Origin of the sequence: Caballeronia sp. PC1, from assembly GCF_021353155.1 — a bacterium.
GTDB classification, from domain to species: Bacteria; Pseudomonadota; Gammaproteobacteria; order Burkholderiales; family Burkholderiaceae; genus Caballeronia; species Caballeronia cordobensis.
On sequence record NZ_JAJUBH010000006.1, the window covers coordinates 165,372 to 182,696 of the forward strand.

Below are 17,325 nucleotides of genomic sequence, written 5' to 3' on the forward strand. Positions count from 1 at the left end.
GATGACCGGCTCACGAGTAACGTCGATCCACCTAACGCGGCGATCGTTAATGTGTCCGGCGACGCCTTTGCAAAACTTCCAAACGTTTGTAAATCAGGCATGTTGTGACATATCGTGTTGTAACGAGGCCGTGGTTCGCGCGGTGTCGTGAGAAGGCCATTTGTGTCACAATCTGCGCAGAATCTCAAACCGCAGGTTGCAATGAAATTCCCGCGCTGGATAGACCGAAGAACGATACTGCACGGCAGGCGACTCTGGCTCCACTACGGGGTGTTCTGGCTCGGAGCGGTAGCGACGGGGCTGCTCGCTGTGCTCTATGCGCGCGTGATCGATTTCGGCTACGACACATTTCTGCGTTATACGCAGCAATTCTGGTGGCTGCCGCTCGTATTGACGCCAACGATGGCTGCTACGGGGGTCTGGATCACGCGTAAGTGGTTCCAAGGCGCCGAAGGTAGCGGAATTCCTCAGGTGATCGCCACACTTCACGCAGGGCGTGAGATGGGTCCGCGCCTGCTCAATCTTCGCATCCTCGTCGGCAAGATCGCCGTGTCGTTTCTCTCGATTCTGGGTGGGCTCACGATCGGACGTGAGGGGCCGACTATTCACGTGGGTGCTTCACTGATGTTCACGCTTCGATGCCTCTATCCGGCGCGCCTGCGACGCATGGGCGGGGCAAGTCTTGAGCGCAGGCTGGCGCTCGCAGGCGCCGCCGCAGGGCTCTCTGCCGCGTTCAATGCACCCCTTGCCGGGGTTGTTTTTGCCATTGAAGAGCTCACGCGCAGCTTCGAGCAGCGCACCAGCGGCGTCTTGATTACCGCAATCATTTTTGCCGGCATCGTGTCCCTTGGGCTGCAGGGCAACTATACGTATTTCGGCTCGATCGATGTGGGTAGCCACTTTCCGGATCTGCTAGCCGCGGCGGTGGTTCTCATCGGCGTGCTCGCCGGTGTCTTGGGTGGCGTCTTCTGTTGGCTATTGCTCAATACGCGCCGGTGGATGCCCGAGGCGCTCCTCGCCTGGCGGGCAAGCTACCCTGTGCTCTTCGGGGGGCTTTGCGGCCTGGTCATTGCGGTCATCGGCGTCGCAACAGCGAACCATACCTTTGGCAGTGGTTATGCGGAAGCACGCGGCATGCTCGAGGGGAGGGTGCAGTTGGGCGTCGAGTATCCGATCCTCAAAATGGCTTCGATGATCGGTTCCTACCTGCCTGGCGCTCCAGGCGGACTCTTCGCTCCATCGCTTGCTATCGGCGCCGGGATTGGCAATGCACTGCATCTGCTTTTCGGACAGATGCAGCTGCCGATGCTAGTGGCTTTGGGCATGGTGGGTTATCTGGCTGCCGTTACACAGAGCCCGATCACTGCATTTATCATCGTTATCGAGATGATTAATGGCCACGCACTGGTCATCTCTCTGATGGCAACTGCGTTGATATCTAGCCAGGTCTCGAAGTTTTTTGCTCCGCCGCTTTATGAAGCGCTCGCTCAAAGGTATGAGTCGGCAGGCTGATGGTGGCGCGAGGGGCCGTAAAGGATCGCCGGAGACGCCCCGAGCCTTGAGCGGGCCTACCCCTGTGCCTCGACGCTGCTGGCTAACCAGCCAAACGCGCGGTACTCGGCGAAATGCAAGGAGGCCAGCTCCAGCAGGCAGCGTTCGCCTTTCGGTGTGAGGTGAACTTCAACTAGCCGCCGGTCGGCTTCACCGGGCTTGCGAAGCACGAGTCCCGCTGCCTCGCATCGATTGACTAGCGCTGCGGTGCCGTTGGGCGCTGCTTGGAGGCGTTCTGCAATCTCGCCAACAGTCGCCCAGCTCTTTCCCGGAATGCCCTGCACATGCAGAAGCAGTTGATACTGGAGCGGTGTAATGCCGGCTGCGTGAGTGATCTCCTCGGAGTATCGGAGAAATTTCCGGAGCTGATACCGGAAATTGGACATCGACTCGAGGTCTCGTTTGGTAAGAAGGCCGCCCTGAGCGCGACTCTTTCGCTGATTCATGAGGGTAAGTCTCGTTTCGAGATGGCGGAAACAATGGCTCCCGGTCGTTCAACTGGCCACATGTTAGCAGAGCCCGACCTTTATCGAGCATACCGCTTAAGAGCGCAAGTGAAAGCGGCACGATGTGACATGTAGCGAGCCTACCGTCTTGCACGGCCGCCCCCGCCGGCTCCCTATGGCTTCCAAGACTACGTACGCGGAACACCGCTTGCTGCGTGTTTGCACCCTGATGCGGACCCGTTGGGTGTGCAGGGCAAGCGAGCGTTGGAGACCTTAGCGTCACCTTCGTCTGGTCTCATGTGCACGGGAGAACCTTCGATGCCAATATACGGATCGCCCGCCGCGGCGTCGATATGGCTTGCGCTATCCGTGCTATCGGCCATTATCGTCGCTTTCGACGTATGGCTAGGCGGACACCGGCAGCCGATGGTCATTATGTCCGTCGTCTGGCCGTTGACGATGCTTTACTGGGGTCCTGTTGGCCTGATCTTTTATTTTTGGTTTGGGCGGTCAACGCCGGGTGCTGAGAAAGCTGAACCTCCGATGTGGCAGGCCACCTTTCTCGGCGCGACCCACTGTGGCGCCGGATGTGCCCTGGGCGACTTCATAGGCGAATGGCTCGCGTTTGGGTTCGCAGTGACTATTGCCGGCTCCGCGTTGGCTGGGAAACTAGCGTTGGCCTTCGCGCTCGCCTACCTGCTTGGCATCGCTTTCCAGTATTTCTCTATTGCACCGATGCGTAGCTTGGGACTGCGCGACGGCATCGTTGCGGCTGTCAAGGCAGATACGCTTTCCCTGCTCGCTTACGAAATCGGTATGTTCGGTTGCATGATTGCTTTCTCCGAATGGGCCGCGTCGCTGGAGCCGACGAGCGCTGCATATTGGGTGCGCATGCAAGTGGCAATGGTCGCAGGTTTCGTCACGACCTATCCGGTCAATTACTGGCTGATCAAGCGTGGCGTGAAGGAGAAGATGTGAGCAGCGCACCTCGCCTCACTGCTCGGTCCGCCCGTTGTGGATTGGCGCTGACGATTGCGCTAGCTCACGACAAGGCTCGGGCGGGATTTGACGCGACGGCCCATGTGGCGACGTCCCTTGCCGGCACACAAACACCGCTCGCTTACTTCCTTCACAGCAAAGGTCCTGCGACCGAGCCGGTCCTTTACCTAGGATGGATACTCGCGGCCATCTGCACCGCCGTGTGCGCGATCATTACCGTTATGCTGATCATCGGGATGTTTCGGCGCCGTAAGCCTGAAGATCCAAGGTCGCTGAGCACCGAAGGAGGCACGAGCTTCGTTTATGTTGGCACGGCAATCTCCACAGTCGCCCTCCTAGGCATTACGGTGTATATGCTCGTCGTGCTCGCACGTGTCGCCCAACCACCGAACGAACCGGCGATGACTGTCACTGTCACGGCTTACGACTGGTGGTGGAAAGTCGACTACGGCGATGGTCCAAGTCATTTCTCGAGCGCGAACGAACTGCATATTCCAGTGGGCGTGCCGGTGCTCATCCTGCTGAAAAGCGCGGACGTCATCCACGCCTTCTGGGTGCCCGAGCTATCAGGCAAGACGCAAGCCATACCTGGCGTGACCAACCGTCAGTGGATTCAGGCGGACCGCCCCGGCGTATTCCGAGGGCAATGTACCCAGTACTGCGGCCTGCAGCACGCGCATATGGCCTTCGAAGTGTACGCCCAGCCGCACACGGACTTTGAGCATTGGATAGCAGCGCAGCGAATGCCGGCGCCCGTCCCGGCCAATGCTCAAGCGGCGAGGGGAGCCACGCTGTTTGAGAAGCGTTGCGCGGGCTGCCATACGGTTCGTGGCACCCGTTCCGCTGGCGTACAAGCGCCCGATCTCACACATGTGCTGTCCCGCCGATTGATCGCCGCCGGTACGGTCGCTAATTCGCCGGAAAGTTTGATGCAGTGGGTGCAGCACGTGCAGGAAATCAAGCCCGGTGCGCTCATGCCGGACATGAAGCTTTCGCCTGCGGAAGCGGGCGATCTTTCGGCCTATCTCGCTACTCTCAGGTAAGGAATAACGATGTCCGCGACGAGTGATCGCAGCGTGGTGCAGTCGGGGCGGGTGGCTTTCCGGCGAGAACCGGAATACGGCAGCGTGCCCGAGGGTTCGGACGCGGAAAAACGTCTGCGTGAAACTTGGGAAGGCGAGTCTGGCTGGCGCGGATTTTTTACGACGGTGGATCATAAGAAAATCGGCTTGCGGTACATCGTTACAGCTTTTGCCTTTCTTCTTATCGGTGGGGTCGAGGCCTTGCTGATGCGCCTGCAACTGGCGCGACCGAACGAGACGCTCCTGTCGCCTGAGCAGTATGCGCAGCTTTTCACTATGCACGGCGTGACGATGATATTTCTTTACGCCCTGCCGGTGCTGAGCGGCTTCGCTAACTTCCTCTGGCCGCTCATGCTCGGTTCACGTGACATGGCGTTCCCGCGCCTGAACGCGCTGTCCTACTGGTTGTTCTTGTTTGCGGGACTTTTCCTCTATTGCAGCTTTCCGTTCGGCGAGGCTCCGAATGCGGGGTGGTTCAACTACGTGCCGTTCTCCTCGCTCGAATATAACCGCGGACCCAATATCGATGTGTACTCGCTCGGTATGGTCCTGCTAGGCATATCGACGACGGTAGGCGCGGTGAACTTCGTGGTTACACTCTTTCGCATGCGTGCGGTCGGCATGTCAGTTGATCGCCTGCCGATCATCGTGTGGGGAACGCTCACGATCTCGTTTGCCAATCTTTTCGCCGTGCCGTCCGTGAGTCTTGCATTTCTATTGCTGTGGATGGATCGCAATGTCGGCACGCACTTCTTTGACGTCGCCGCCGACGGCCGACCGCTCCTTTGGCAGCACTTGTTCTGGATGTTCGCGCACCCTTGGGTGTACGTCGTCGTGCTCCCAGCGATGGGCATCGTCTCCGATGCATTGCCAACCTTTTGCAGGCGGCCGCTGGTTGCGTACGCCGCCGTGGCAATGTCAACAGTCGCCACGATGATAATCGGCTTCGAGGTGTGGATTCATCACATGTTTGCGACAGGCATCGCGCCGCTCGCACTGGCGTTCTTCGGCGCGGCAAGCGTGCTCATTTCGATTCCGAGTGCGGTGGCGGTGTTCGCGTGGATCGCGACGATATGGATGGGCCGCCCAGTTTTTACGGTCCCATTTCTTTACTTCGCGAGCTTTGTCCTGATGTTCGTGATAGGTGGTGTCTCCGGCGTGATGACTGCCGCCGTGCCGCTCGACTGGCAGCTGAACGAAACGTACTTCATTGTGGCGCACTTGCACTACGTCTTGCTCGGTATCAATGTCTTCCCCGTGCTCGGTGGCATTACCTACTGGTTCCCCAAATTCACCGGGCGCCTCATGAATGAGCGATTCGGGAAGATCGCCTTTTGGATCGTATTCATTGGCTTTAACGTGGGCTTTTTCCCGATGCACATATCGGGTTTGCTTGGCATGCCCCGACGCGTCTATACCTATCCCGAAGGAATGGGGTGGGACACATCCAATCTCGTCACGACCATTGGCTCATTTTTGCTCGGTATAGGCATTGTGCTATTTGCCATCAATGCGTTGCTCTCAGCCCGCCGCGGAAGTAAAGCCCCGCCCAACCCGTGGGACGCCTCAGGTCTTGAGTGGTCCGTCTCGTCGCCGCCGCCGCCCTATAACTTCGCCGTGCTTCCGATCATTGAATCACGCCATCCCATGTGGGAAGATCGAATTCAACCGACTGGCCGGCGTTCGCATCTGAAGGAAGGGTACCTGCTGCATCACGGCCGGGAGGCGTTGGGCGTCCATCCGTTCAGCGGCAAGCCAGACGTCATCTTGAAGATGCCGGATGACGCATGGTCCCCTTTCCTCCTTGGCGTCTTCGCCGCATTCATGTTCCTCGCATTGCTGCTGCGTTCACCTTCATTCACGATCATCTCTTTCGCCGCGAGCGGCGTGACGCTGATTGCGTGGATGTGGCCGCGTCGGTCATTGGCGCAGCGCGAACCGCCCACGCCCAAACAGGTGACTGCGGCGCCGAGTGCGCTAAAGGACGATGCACTTCCCGTGGGCAGCGCCGGCGAACACCCGGCGGGTGGTGGGGTGTTCTCGCGCTTGTCGCCACAGAGGCAAGCCTCTTCGGTTATCTGCTCTTTAGTTACTTTTACTCGCAATCCCAAACGCAGCTGCCATGGCCCCCCGAGGGCATACCGAAGATCGGCGTTGGCGCGCTGAGTACCGGCGTGCTTGTCTTGAGCAGCGTGTTCACGTGGTTCTCCGAGCGCACGCTCAAGAAGAACAAGCGATGGTGGGCTTTCGCATGGTTGCTGGTCGCAATCGTACTCGGACTCTTTTCGTCGGCGTACAACTGAAGGAATGGCACAACCATCCGTATGGATTGACTGCGCACCTCTACGGTTCGCTGTACTTCACCATCACCGGCTTTCACTTGGCGCACGTTCTAGTGGGACTGGTAATCCTGATCTTGTTGGCAATATGGATCGCGTTGGGCTATTTCGACGAAGCGCGCAATGCGCCGATGCGCATCGGCGGCCTTTACTGGCACTTTGTCGACGTGGTGTGGCTGTTCATTTTCACCGCGCTCTACGTGACGCCGATTTGGCTCAGGGGTCAGTGATGCATCCGCGCGTCCCCACAGACGAAGGACTGACACAGGTGGAGAAACGCCGCCTATGGATTTATGCAGGTGCGGGATTCTTTATCTCACCGGGTGCATGGCTTTTGCAGGTCATCGTTTCTGAGACCGTTTCCGCGCAGACGTGCGATGCAACGACAACACCGCTCCGGTCGCCGGGTGTCACCCATATGCACACATGGTTGTACGCGACATCGGCCCTGGCACTTGCGATTTCGATCGTATGCGCGGCACTGTCCACGTACGGCTTCGCTCTCTTGCACGCGAGGCAAAACAGTATCAGAGCGCAGGGCGATCCTAACGAACTGAAGGAGCAACCGCGGCGCGAACAGGAAGAGATTAGTCGAAAACGATTCATCGCTCTATGCAGCGCATTGATCGGTTGTGGATTTGTGGTGGGACTAGTGTTCACGATCCTCGCGGAAGTGTTCCTCGATTCTTGCAGTCAATGGCACTGATATGAACGCGCCAAGAAGCTCGAAGCCGACCACCGTCCTGCTGTTGCTACTTGTGGCACTCGCCGTTGGCGCGTGTAGCGGAAGCGCTGATGATCATTTGCCGACTGCCGTTACCGCGCAGTCGCCCGCGACTAGCGATCCGAAGCTCGTTGCGCGTGGCGAATATCTTGCAAAGGCGGGCGACTGCAGCGCATGCCACGACGCGGCTGACCATACCCCGCTGGGTGGAGGCCTGCCCGTCAACTCGCCTTTCGGCCCGATCTATGCGAGTAACATCACGCCTGATCCCACATTCGGCATCGGCCGCTACTCGTTGAAGGAATTTTCCGATGCCCTGCGCTACGGCAAGCGCCGCGATGGAGAGCGCCTTTATCCAGCAATGCCGTACGCGTCGTTCGCGAAAATGAACGACGCTGACGTGACGGCGCTGTATGCGTACCTGATGCATGGCGTGACGCCCGCAGCGAAACGCGCGCCGCGGACGCACTTGCCGTTCCCGTTCAATCAACGCTGGGGTATGCTGTTCTGGACTTTCGCTTTCGGTAACCGCGATGAGTTTTCACCTGATCCCAAACAAAGTGCTCAGTGGAATCGCGGCGCGTACTTAGTCCAAGGGCTCGGGCATTGCGGCGCCTGTCACACGCCGCGTGGCCCAGCGTATAACGAACTCGGATATAGCGAGGCGTCGCCGTTATACCTAACCGGTGGGGTGGTCGACCATTGGTTAGCACCCAACCTCACCGGCGATCGGGGAAGCGGATTAGGGCGCTGGTCACGGCAAGACATCGTCAACTTCTTGCGCACGGGCCACGGCGCTGGCACGATCGCGTTCGGCGCGATGGCGCCCGCCGTGGAGGACAGTACCCAGTATCTTACCGATTTGGACCTTAACGCCATTGGCGAGTATCTCAAATCGCTCCCCCCGCAGCAAGCGTACGGTGCCTACGACAACGACGCGCGTGCCAAGCTACAAACTGCGCGCAGCCTTGAGACTGGAGAAAACGAACGGCCTGGCGCAGGTATATACCTGTCGTTCTGCGCCCGTTGCCATCAGCCCGACGGGCGCGGCGAACCAGGCAAAGTGGCGGCCTTGGCCGGCGCCCCTCTCGTTCTGGCTGAAGATCCGACCTCAATCATGCGCATCGTCATTGAAGGCAGTAAAAGCCCTGCCACCGAAACCGGCCCCGCAGCGCAGAAAATGCCTGCCTTCCATCACGAGCTGACGTCGCACGAGATTGCGGAGGTGATCAGCTTCATCCGGAGCACGTGGGGAAATCATGCGGCGCCGGTCTCCGACCGACAGGTCGAGCGGCTTCGCTCGGAGATTCATAAGTAGTGGCCTCCCGACGGGAGGTTCGGCGGCGCAGTCGCTGGGGCTCGCCAAACAGTCGAAACATGAGAGCTCAAGACAACATTTCTGTCGACCTATTCCGTTTCGAGCCACCCCGGAACACCGACACTGGCTCCCACTGGAATAGCAGAAAGAGGTAAGGCGACTCCGAGGAACTTGCACCGGTGCGCGATGGCGCTGAAAGAGCGAGGAGCCGAGGCCGAGGCCCTCCGGACCGTTGCACCGCTGCCGCGCTTGACAAAACTGCTCGCAGGGGTGATCAGATCCCGCTGGTGTCGTAGCTACGACGGTGCGCCTCACATCTCCCACTTCTAGCTGCGATGGAGCAAACCCCAATATCACCCGTACAGGCAGATATGGCACACTGTGCTATATCAACATTGTGCGTCACGGTCGTACACGGCATAGAAGCCTAATGGATGCGGAAAACGCCCGATACGTGCGGAAACGACCGATAATGCTTTGGCGAGGATCTCGATGAAGTAGTCGGTCTTGCAGAATGGCGCGAAGCCAGGCGCCGCTTGCGAATAGGTGCAAATAGAGGGTTGCGGAACTCCCAGTTTCAATATGGAATTGGCCTATCTTCTGGGAGTGAGAAGCGCCGATGAGCACACCGGATTTCTTCCGCAGCCGCTTGGATGCGATGATCGATATGCGGCATCCCCTGGCGGTCTTGGCGAGCCGGATGCCTTGGACGTCGATAGAGGCGACGTTGACACCGATCTTCGAGCGACGTGCTCGCGAAGGCCGGATAAGCGCGGAGATTGATCTGTTCGGCACGGCATCCCAACTGGCCGGTGCAGGCCTCAGCTCTGCCGGACGTCCGCGCCTGTCGATCCGGCTGATGGTCGGGCTGCTCTACCTGAAGCACGCGTACAACGAAAGTGATGAATCGGTTTGTGAGCGCTGGGCACAAGACGTGTACTTCCAGTTCTTCTGCGGCGAGGAGTATTTTCAGCCGCGCATGCCGTGCGATCCGACGAACCTCGTGCGGTTTCGGCAGGCGCTGGGCGAAGCCGGCGTCGAGGAGTTGCTCGCGACGACAATTGCAACGGCCGTGCAAATGAAAGCAGTGAGGCCGGCGGAGTTCGAGCGCGTGATTATCGATACGACGGTCCAACAGAAAGCGATTGCCTATCCGACTGACAGCCGATTGCTGGAAATAGCGCGAGGCAAACTGGCAAGGCTCGCGCAACGTGCCGGATTGACACTGAAGCAAACCTACGAGCGAGAGGGGAAACAGTTGCGTCGCCGCGCCGGTGGCTATTCGCATGCGAAACAGTTCAAGCGACTGCGCCGGGTGCTCAAGTGTCAGCGCACGATACTCGGACGATTGCTGCGCGACATCGAGAGAAAGTTATCGAACGCATCCGCCGAGCAACAGGCGTCCTTGAGCATCTGGCTTGAGCGCGCCTGGCGTATCTACCGCCAGCGGACGAAGGATAAGCACAAGCTCTACGCGCTTCACGCGCCAGAAGTGGAATGCATCTCGAAAGGTAAGGCTCGCCAGCCCTATGAATTTGGCGTCAAGGTAAGTCTCGCGATCACGGAGAAGCAAGGCCTTATCGTCGGTGCCCGCTCGTTTGCGGGCAACCCGTATGACGGGCATACCCTGGCCGGACAACTTGAACAAACGACCATCTTGCTTCAGGATCTGCCGGGCGTATCGAAGCCCAGGACCGTGCTGGCCGATCTTGGTTATCGTGGTGTGGATGCCGAGATCGCGCCGGTACAGTTGATTCACCGAGGTAAACACAAGACGCTAAGCAGTACACAGCGACGATGGTTAAAACGTCGCCAAGCGATAGAACCGATCATCGGGCATGTGAAGCAGGACCACGGCATGCAGCGTTGCTGGCTAAAAGGACAAACCGGCGACGCATTGCACGCCGTGTTGTGCGCAGTGGGCTACAACCTACGCTGGTTGTTGGGTGCCATTGTTCGTCTGGGGCTTGGCCCCCTGTTGCTTGCACTTGCGTGGCTGCGCTGCGTGCCGGAGATATGGCAGGAAGCCTTGCCCGCACCTCCCGCAACTGCCTGAGTTGGCGGAGTGCGGCGGAAGTCGGTCGACCGCCGGAAAACGTCCGCGATGGAAATCGAATTTTGCAGGTCGGACGAAGTACCTTTCTTGGTTGCCGAAGCTATGGATCGTCGACGCTTTGTGTGGCTTTGTTGAAGTCGCCAACACTGCCCCGGGACTCATCCACGGAGCATTGACTTGTGACGAAGTGGCGCAGCTGAATGACCAAGCATCGGCAAGCCGACGTTACTTTTCGACATACGACCTTCAGCATCGCGACCTTTTCGTGACTGTCGAGCACGCTCGTCCGGCGAGTGCAATCGGTGCGGACCGTTCTGCCTCGCTGGATGACGCAACTTTGTACGGTGCCGGCGCGACCTATATGCAGCGAGTGGGATTTGGCGTCGGAAGCTGCGCGCTGACAGCGCTGGGCTATTCTGCTCCTTCCGCCATTCATCCCTTTGAAAACGAGCCGTGATCGGCGGCTTGTAGTGAATCCAGTTTTTAAGCATGGTCAGAACTTCCGCGCTACTGTCGATTTCGACTCTACTGTTGTCGAGTGTTTGTCACGCCGATGGCTACGACCATACGGTCATTTATACAGGAAAGGCCAATAATGGTGCCGTCGTGCATTTGCGGCTGTTCGAGGGTGACACCGGAGCCGGTGTGGCAATCGTCGAGTCTCGATTCCAGGTAAATCGCTTTTACGAGACGTTGACCTACCGGGTGGCGTGGGGCCGAAATGCGCTGGCCGGGGCGGGCGACTCAGTTCGCGTCTGGCTTCCTGGAAATCCGGTGGTGCACCTGTACTGCGGTGGAGCTCGGAACCTGGCGTGTGCATCTGAGGAATCCTTCGTAATAAATGCTCTCGGCGTATCTGCGCAACAATGGGAGCGCACCATTGAGGAGGGTGGTTGAAGAATGGAAGGTTCTGACGAGCCTTTCCCACCATCGCTCTTGACGCCGATCGAGGCAACGCGCTCGCCGAGCGCGGCGACTGATGTTCACCAGCGACCCAAGGGCCACGCACAGCGAGATGTTGCGGAGCGATCGGCAAGCTACCCGTACATCAGGAGTTTTGGCGCGGGTGCAAGCGACCTTGACTCCTTCGTCTTCTCATGCGGCGGCCGACTCTTCTCGCAACAATCGTCGATCTCAAATCGTCTCTCACGTCAATCATTCAAGATATTCTTGTGTCACGCCATTCTATTTTTCAGTGCCGATAGACGATCTGCTCGTGAGGCGTTGATGTTGTTCGGCCGAAGACGCGATCACGGCAGTACCGAACCTGTCGCGTTGCAGGGCCGGAGCGGCCGGCGATGCGGTGCATCGGGCGCCGAGTCGACGTAACATGGCACTTAAATTCGTGGACGCGCCGATTGTTCAAAATCACGCTATCGACGCCGATCGTCGCTGAAACGTTAGAAATCTCCGCGAACGTTTAGAAAAGAAGCAGGTTATGCCGCTCAACGACAAGGTCGTCGCGGTCGTCGCTGCATCAGAGAACCAGAGAATATCGGCCTCGCGCCTCACATCTCGTGTGAACTTACTCCGCCGATGGAAAGGACTCAGGCCTTCGCGATATCCTAACGTTAAGCAGAATTCAGGGGTGTCTCGCTATGATCGCTCGATGGCAGTGGGTGTTGAAAAGGATCAGCAAGCGATTGTGGTTCCGGACAGGACTTTTCTCGGTGTTGGGCGTCGCAACGGCTTTGCTAGCGCTGGCAGTCAAGCCTTATATTCCAGACGACCTCTCCGCACGCGTCGGCGCCGATGCGCTATCAATGATCCCGGCACCGCGATCGACGTCATTGGCAGAGGGGTACGCATCCTTTCACGGTGGGACCGGCGATCGGAGTTAAATGAGGAGCCGTTGCAGGGCTGCGACCAAGTTTTCGTGCCCGGCCTATCCCTTGCTGATCTCTTCGACGACTTCTTCGGTCCCTTGTCCCGCGACGCAGCAAGCATGCTGGAAGTAGGCATCCGGTTGCAGAAATCATTGGCGTTGCTTGCTCGGAATTGGAACACTTCGTTCGAGTTGGCGGCCGTGCGTCACGCTGCGCTCGCGCTGAAGCGAGCCGAGATTGCGCTCGACCTTGAGGAGGATAAAATTCAATTACGGCGGCTGGCTCTGAAGGTGCGTGCCGTTGAGTAAGTTATTTGTAGAATTCAGTAAATTGCGGCTCATGGTGCGGATGCAGAGTTACTCTGCTAGGGTCTGCCCGGCATTTCTGGATGTAAGCACGCCCGCACCATAGCCAAATAGCGACGATCGGCAAGCCGCCTTTCAAAATACTCAACTGTTGTGTGACCGGACTCTTCTGTTAAGCGTGCACCGATTCGGACGCCGGCGAAGAAGGTTTTCGCACTCAGTCGGATAGAATGTTTCGCCACGGCAATGCGCACATTGCGCGTCGCGCCGGCCCAGCGAGACTCGATACAAGTAGCCACCATTGCGGCGGACGCATCTGTGTGCGCCGATAAGAGCGGAGACATGGCAAAGGGACCGTCCTCACGGGAGCAAGCGAACAGGGTCAGGCTGAGGGCTAGCATGAGGGCCAGACGCTGCTGCGTCTTCGAGATTTTTGGCGATGATCGCATTCACATCCATGACTTCAATAACGCTGACAAGCCGATTGTTGCTGCGTAAAATAATAGACGCCACCGAAGAGGTGCCACGTGTCTGCCGGCAATAACGGATTGCTAGTCGACTCGCGATCTGTATAGCACATCGATAAGGTGAGGCGTTAGCGTAGCACGTCGCTGTTGCGTAAACAGGAGCACGGCCGTCATTTGAGACTAGGTAGCGGCCAAGTTGATAACCTGTCTTAAGGCTGCGCTGAGCAAGATCTCACGGACCTGCAAGGCGCCGGGACTTCGCGTGCTGGTAGTACCGACAGTTGCGTCACTGATGTTCAGCAAAGCCGATCGGACACTGTACTGCGCAAGTCCTGCTCCTTGATGGGAACCGTGGGGGTTCAATTTGGTCGACCTAACATGAGAGACGCAGGGCAAATGCAGGAGACGAAATGAGACGCCTATTGACCGCTGCACTTTTCATCGCTTCTTTGGTTTCTGGTGCGTCGTTCGCATCTGACAAGAACGCGACGCAAGCCGCAGGGGATCGCAAAGGGGCAGGTGCGCATGCAGAAACTTTTGGACTGTTCCATCCGAAGCTGCAAGCAGAGGGGTTGTCAGACTGGAATACGTTAGTACCCGGATCAAAGCTGTCGGGCTACGGTTTCACGTATGGCGGATTGTGGGCCTCGTCGTCCTCAAGGCATCCCAAGGCTCAGCGAAAGCGCTTGTATTTGCATCATTGATCGACAAGGCGCTTACGACAACGTTTCAGCCGACCGATCGACTTGCTAGTCGATTGCAGGTCCACTGCTTTCTCCGCGCTGCGCCTTCGGCATCTGTCTGGGCGTTCTAGCGACGCTCGTTTCAGCGTCCGATCAGGTGAAATTGTCCTCTTTAGACGCTTGCTGCCTGCGCCGCAAAAAGTGACAGCGTACCGAGAAGGATCCAGCCTCCTATGATGAGAACAACATGGCGGCGTCCTGAAGACGGTCGGACGCCAAAGAGACTGCATAACGCGCCCCACATCAAGGATACAGTGAACAATAGCTTCGTGACGAGGTCGGGAGAGTAACCGAGGGCCAAACAACATGCGAAAACAATGAGAATCAAGAGCGAACATCCGGCCATTGTGAGCGTGATATCCCAGAATGAAGGCTTGTTCAGTTGAAGACCAAATATTTGCATTCGACGTCTCCGGAATGAGTTGACCGTTTGAAGGATGTCGCCTCGCGCGTGGCCGGACAAGTCTCAGATGCTCGTCGGCAATTCGGGTGTCAAGCTCTAGCATCGGTCTGCATCGGTCTGCATCGATTGCGCCGGCTCTCCTTGACAGACGGACTTACGTACGATGCGCCCAATAGTCAGTCCCTGTCCGAAGATTGAGACCATGACCACGAGGTACGTCATGGCCAAAATGACTTCACGTGCGTCGCCGCTCGGAAGTGAGAGGGCGAGCGCAACGGAAATGCCTCCACGCAAGCCACCCCACGTCAAAACCAGCCATGAGCCGCGCGGCAGTCCTGCGGCGCGCCGGAAAAAGGCAATTGGAGCACCTACCGTAAGAAGCCGAGCAGCTAGCGCAATGACATAAGCGACAACGCCGGCAAGTATCATCCTCGAGGTGAATGGGACGATCAGGGCCTGCATGCCAATTAATACGAAGAGCAAGGCGTTGAGAATCTCGTCGATGAGTTCCCAGAACATGTCGACATAGTGGCGCGTTGTCTCAGACATTGCATGCTCGCGACTACGGTTGCCGGTCATCACACCGGCAATAACCATCGCAAGCGGACCAGAGATCTCAAGGTGACTGGCCAGCGAATAACCCCAAGGACGGCTGCCAGGGTGAGCAAGACCTCAATCTGGTAATGGTCGACTGATGCGAGGAGTCGATACAAGGCATATCCTAATACCCACCCAAAAGCAATTCCGCCGCCAGCTTCACGCAGGAGGATGAGCGAAGCGCTCGAAACGCTCGGTGCGTCACCGCTTGTTGCGAGGGCGAGCATCAAGGAAAAAAGCACGACCCCCACGCCATCGTTGAAAAGAGACTCCCCAGTAATGACAATTTCCAGATTACGTGGCGCGCCGGCGGATCTTAGAATGCCCATGACTGCAATTGGATCGGTCGGGGAGATCAGCGCGCCAAACACCAAACAATAGGGCAGAGACAGTCGCATGTCGAGAAGCGGCAGCAACAGCCATATCGCGACCCCGACCACGGCGGTTGAGACGCTCGTGCTCACGATGGCGAGCGCCAGGACTTGCCAGCGATAGTTCGCAAGTCTGGCAAAGTCAACATGCATGGCGCCCGCAAAAAGCAGAAGCGACAACATGCCCTGCAAGAGCAACTGACTGAAGTCAACAGAGTGAAGGAAGCCCGCTTCGGCAAGTTTCAAACCATGGACGAACCCAAGCACGTCCCATCCGAGCCCATCGAGGACCACGAGCAAGAACGTCACCCCCCAGCGATGTCGCCATGACGCCAATGGTTGTCGGGAGTCTGATGAATCGATGATTCAAGTAGGCCAATACCGCGGTCATCGAGATGCTGATTGCGACGATATCGAGCACTGTCGATCCTCTTTAAGCAGGTTCTGTGCGAGGTTAAAAGCGAGCACGCGCACAACGTGCGATGCAGCGCTCGCCAGAGCCGCGCGGCCTAACCTTTGAGCGGCGCTGAGGCGGTGCCAACAGCGCGCACGCGTGGCCGAGTAGATTTGCTTGGTTCGTCTTCTTGCGCCTGATCCGCAGCGTCGCCGACAAGGTAGAGCGTGCGCGTGGGGACCGCGAAATCCATGCCGCGCTCCGCTAACCCGGTCATAAGATCCAGATTGATTGTCTGCTGAATATCCATGTAAAGGTTGAAGCTAGGATCGGTGACGTAATAGACCACTTCGAAGTCCAAGGAACTCTCACCGAATTGCTTAAAATGCGCGCGGTCAAAACGTGTGTTACCCGCGGATTCGACGGCGGCCTTCACGATCTGCGGGACCTCTTTCAGTTGTTCGGGTTTAGCGTCGTAGGTCACTCCGAAGGCAAACACGATGCGACGCTCCGACATTCTCTTATAGTTGTGTATCGTGTTTTTGAGCAGTTCCGTGTTGCTGCAGACGATCTGCTCGCCGCTCAGGCTGCGAATGCGGGTGGTTTTGAGGCCGATGTGCTCGATGCTTCCAGCGACGTCATTGAACACGATGAAATCGCCTATCTCGAACGGCTTGTCCAGGCCGATTGCCAAGGATGCGAACAGATCGCTGAGAATGCTCTGGACGGCCAGTGCGACGGCAACACCGCCGACGCCCAAACTGGCGACGAACGCGGTGATATTCACGCCCATGTTGGCGAGAACGGCGAGCAGAAGAACAGACCACAGCAGCGCTCGGAGCATCCATGACATCATTGTGGTGATGACCGGATTGTGAGCCGTTGCCGCAGCGCTGGTGAGGCGCCGGTGGGTCCAGACCGAAACGCCGTGATTAACCCAGAGCGCCAGCTGGAAACCAACGACGAGAAACCACAAATGGCTGATTCGACTATCCCACTTTGCCGACAGATCAATGAATTCGGTGCCGATCAGCAGTGAGGCCATCACAATCGTCAATCGGTGTGTTCGGTCAAGCACATCAACAACGATGTCGTCAAAGTGAGTTGATGTCTTCGCCGCGATCCTGCCAAGACGTGCGACGCAAATGCGAAGTAGTCCTGACAAGATCAGGTAGCTCGCCACAACGGCGACTGCTGCGTAGAGCCATTCGACAGGCGGTATGCCGAACACCGCTCCGAGATCGAACCATTTTGCCGAACTGAACCATTGCATCGGTAATTTCCCCTCTTATCGTTACTATCACTTACAGTCTGTCTGTACAACGGTGCAAGAGTTCCGTACTCTCATTCAGAAAGTTTGATGGCGTTGTCCACCAGGGCACCCGGCGCGACAAGGCCCTTTTCGCGATGTGAACCGATGTGGCGATTGCGATGCTTGAAATGCTGGCGCACGCAAGCGTGCTGAGCATATGTTCGAACCGCTTTCGGCATACACCTGTTAGCCGTTCATCGGCCTGCTTTTCGAGGTGAATCGACCGTCTAAGGATCCACGGGCGCTTAAACGCCGAAGCGACTTAAGATGGATTTAAGTGTCGAGGAAGAAAGTGGCTGGCTCCGAGAGCAACGGAGCAACCAGGAATGCGCGCAGGGGTGTTGGGCGAAGGGCTCGGTTCGCGTTCGGTCTGTCAGCCTCGCTTGCATTCC

Annotated in this window: 12 protein-coding genes and 2 pseudogenes; 11 read left to right on the forward strand and 3 right to left on the reverse strand. The window is 57.8% G+C overall.

Annotated features, from left to right (window positions below; genetic code table 11):
* The first annotated feature begins 201 nt into the window (after nt 1-201).
* Nucleotides 202-1,512 (forward strand): chloride channel protein, encoded by a 1,311-nt coding sequence (locus LY284_RS38385; RefSeq protein WP_233392460.1) that lies wholly within the window; start codon nt 202-204, stop codon nt 1,510-1,512.
* Between the two features lie 56 nt (nt 1,513-1,568).
* Here LY284_RS38385 and LY284_RS38390 read toward each other — a convergent pair whose 3' ends face one another.
* Nucleotides 1,569-1,997 (reverse strand): MarR family winged helix-turn-helix transcriptional regulator, encoded by a 429-nt coding sequence (locus tag LY284_RS38390; protein ID WP_008344646.1) that lies wholly within the window; start codon nt 1,995-1,997, stop codon nt 1,569-1,571.
* A gap of 318 nt (nt 1,998-2,315) precedes the next feature.
* Here LY284_RS38390 and LY284_RS38395 point away from each other — a divergent pair, with 318 nt between their 5' ends.
* The 10 genes and pseudogenes from LY284_RS38395 (at nt 2,316) to LY284_RS38440 (ending at nt 13,817) form a co-directional block, all read left to right on the forward strand.
* Nucleotides 2,316-2,975, forward strand: coding sequence for a DUF4396 domain-containing protein (locus tag LY284_RS38395; protein ID WP_008344645.1), 660 nt, complete (start codon nt 2,316-2,318; stop codon nt 2,973-2,975).
* A complete protein-coding gene (coxB, locus tag LY284_RS38400) occupies nt 2,972-4,039 on the forward strand; it encodes a cytochrome c oxidase subunit II (RefSeq protein WP_233392462.1) in 1,068 nt (355 codons plus the stop codon). The genes LY284_RS38395 and coxB overlap by 4 nt, the downstream gene beginning before the upstream one ends.
* Before the next feature lie 9 nt (nt 4,040-4,048).
* Nucleotides 4,049-6,647: pseudogene (gene ctaD, locus LY284_RS38405) on the forward strand (cytochrome c oxidase subunit I).
* A 38-nt stretch (nt 6,648-6,685) separates the two neighbouring features.
* On the forward strand, nt 6,686-7,123 hold the full coding sequence (locus LY284_RS38410; protein ID WP_233392191.1) for a hypothetical protein: 438 nt from the start codon (nt 6,686-6,688) through the stop codon (nt 7,121-7,123).
* Nucleotide 7,124: 1 nt separating this feature from the next.
* Entirely contained in the window at nt 7,125-8,459 is a 1,335-nt protein-coding gene (locus LY284_RS38415; protein WP_233392464.1) for a cytochrome c, read from the forward strand.
* A 619-nt stretch (nt 8,460-9,078) separates the two neighbouring features.
* Nucleotides 9,079-10,515 carry an IS5 family transposase gene (locus LY284_RS38420; protein ID WP_233392193.1) on the forward strand — a complete coding sequence of 479 codons (1,437 nt, stop codon included), beginning with the start codon at nt 9,079-9,081 and terminating at the stop codon, nt 10,513-10,515.
* 91 nt (nt 10,516-10,606) lie between these two features.
* Nucleotides 10,607-10,972, forward strand: a complete 366-nt coding sequence (locus LY284_RS38425; protein WP_233392195.1) for a hypothetical protein — start codon at nt 10,607-10,609, stop codon at nt 10,970-10,972.
* Nucleotides 10,973-11,004: 32 nt separating this feature from the next.
* Nucleotides 11,005-11,412, forward strand: a complete 408-nt coding sequence (locus tag LY284_RS38430; RefSeq protein ID WP_233392466.1) for a hypothetical protein — start codon at nt 11,005-11,007, stop codon at nt 11,410-11,412.
* Between the two features lie 541 nt (nt 11,413-11,953).
* Complete coding sequence (locus LY284_RS38435) at nt 11,954-12,649, forward strand: DUF2254 family protein (RefSeq protein ID WP_233392468.1); 696 nt, start codon at nt 11,954-11,956, stop codon at nt 12,647-12,649.
* An 874-nt stretch (nt 12,650-13,523) separates the two neighbouring features.
* Nucleotides 13,524-13,817 (forward strand): hypothetical protein, encoded by a 294-nt coding sequence (locus LY284_RS38440; protein WP_144403854.1) that lies wholly within the window; start codon nt 13,524-13,526, stop codon nt 13,815-13,817.
* 538 nt (nt 13,818-14,355) lie between these two features.
* Here LY284_RS38440 and LY284_RS38445 read toward each other — a convergent pair.
* Both LY284_RS38445 and LY284_RS38450 read right to left on the reverse strand, forming a co-directional pair.
* Nucleotides 14,356-15,536: pseudogene (locus LY284_RS38445) on the reverse strand (cation:proton antiporter).
* 200 nt (nt 15,537-15,736) lie between these two features.
* Entirely contained in the window at nt 15,737-16,894 is a 1,158-nt protein-coding gene (locus LY284_RS38450; RefSeq protein ID WP_233392469.1) for a mechanosensitive ion channel family protein, read from the reverse strand.
* Nucleotides 16,895-17,325: the final 431 nt, after the last annotated feature.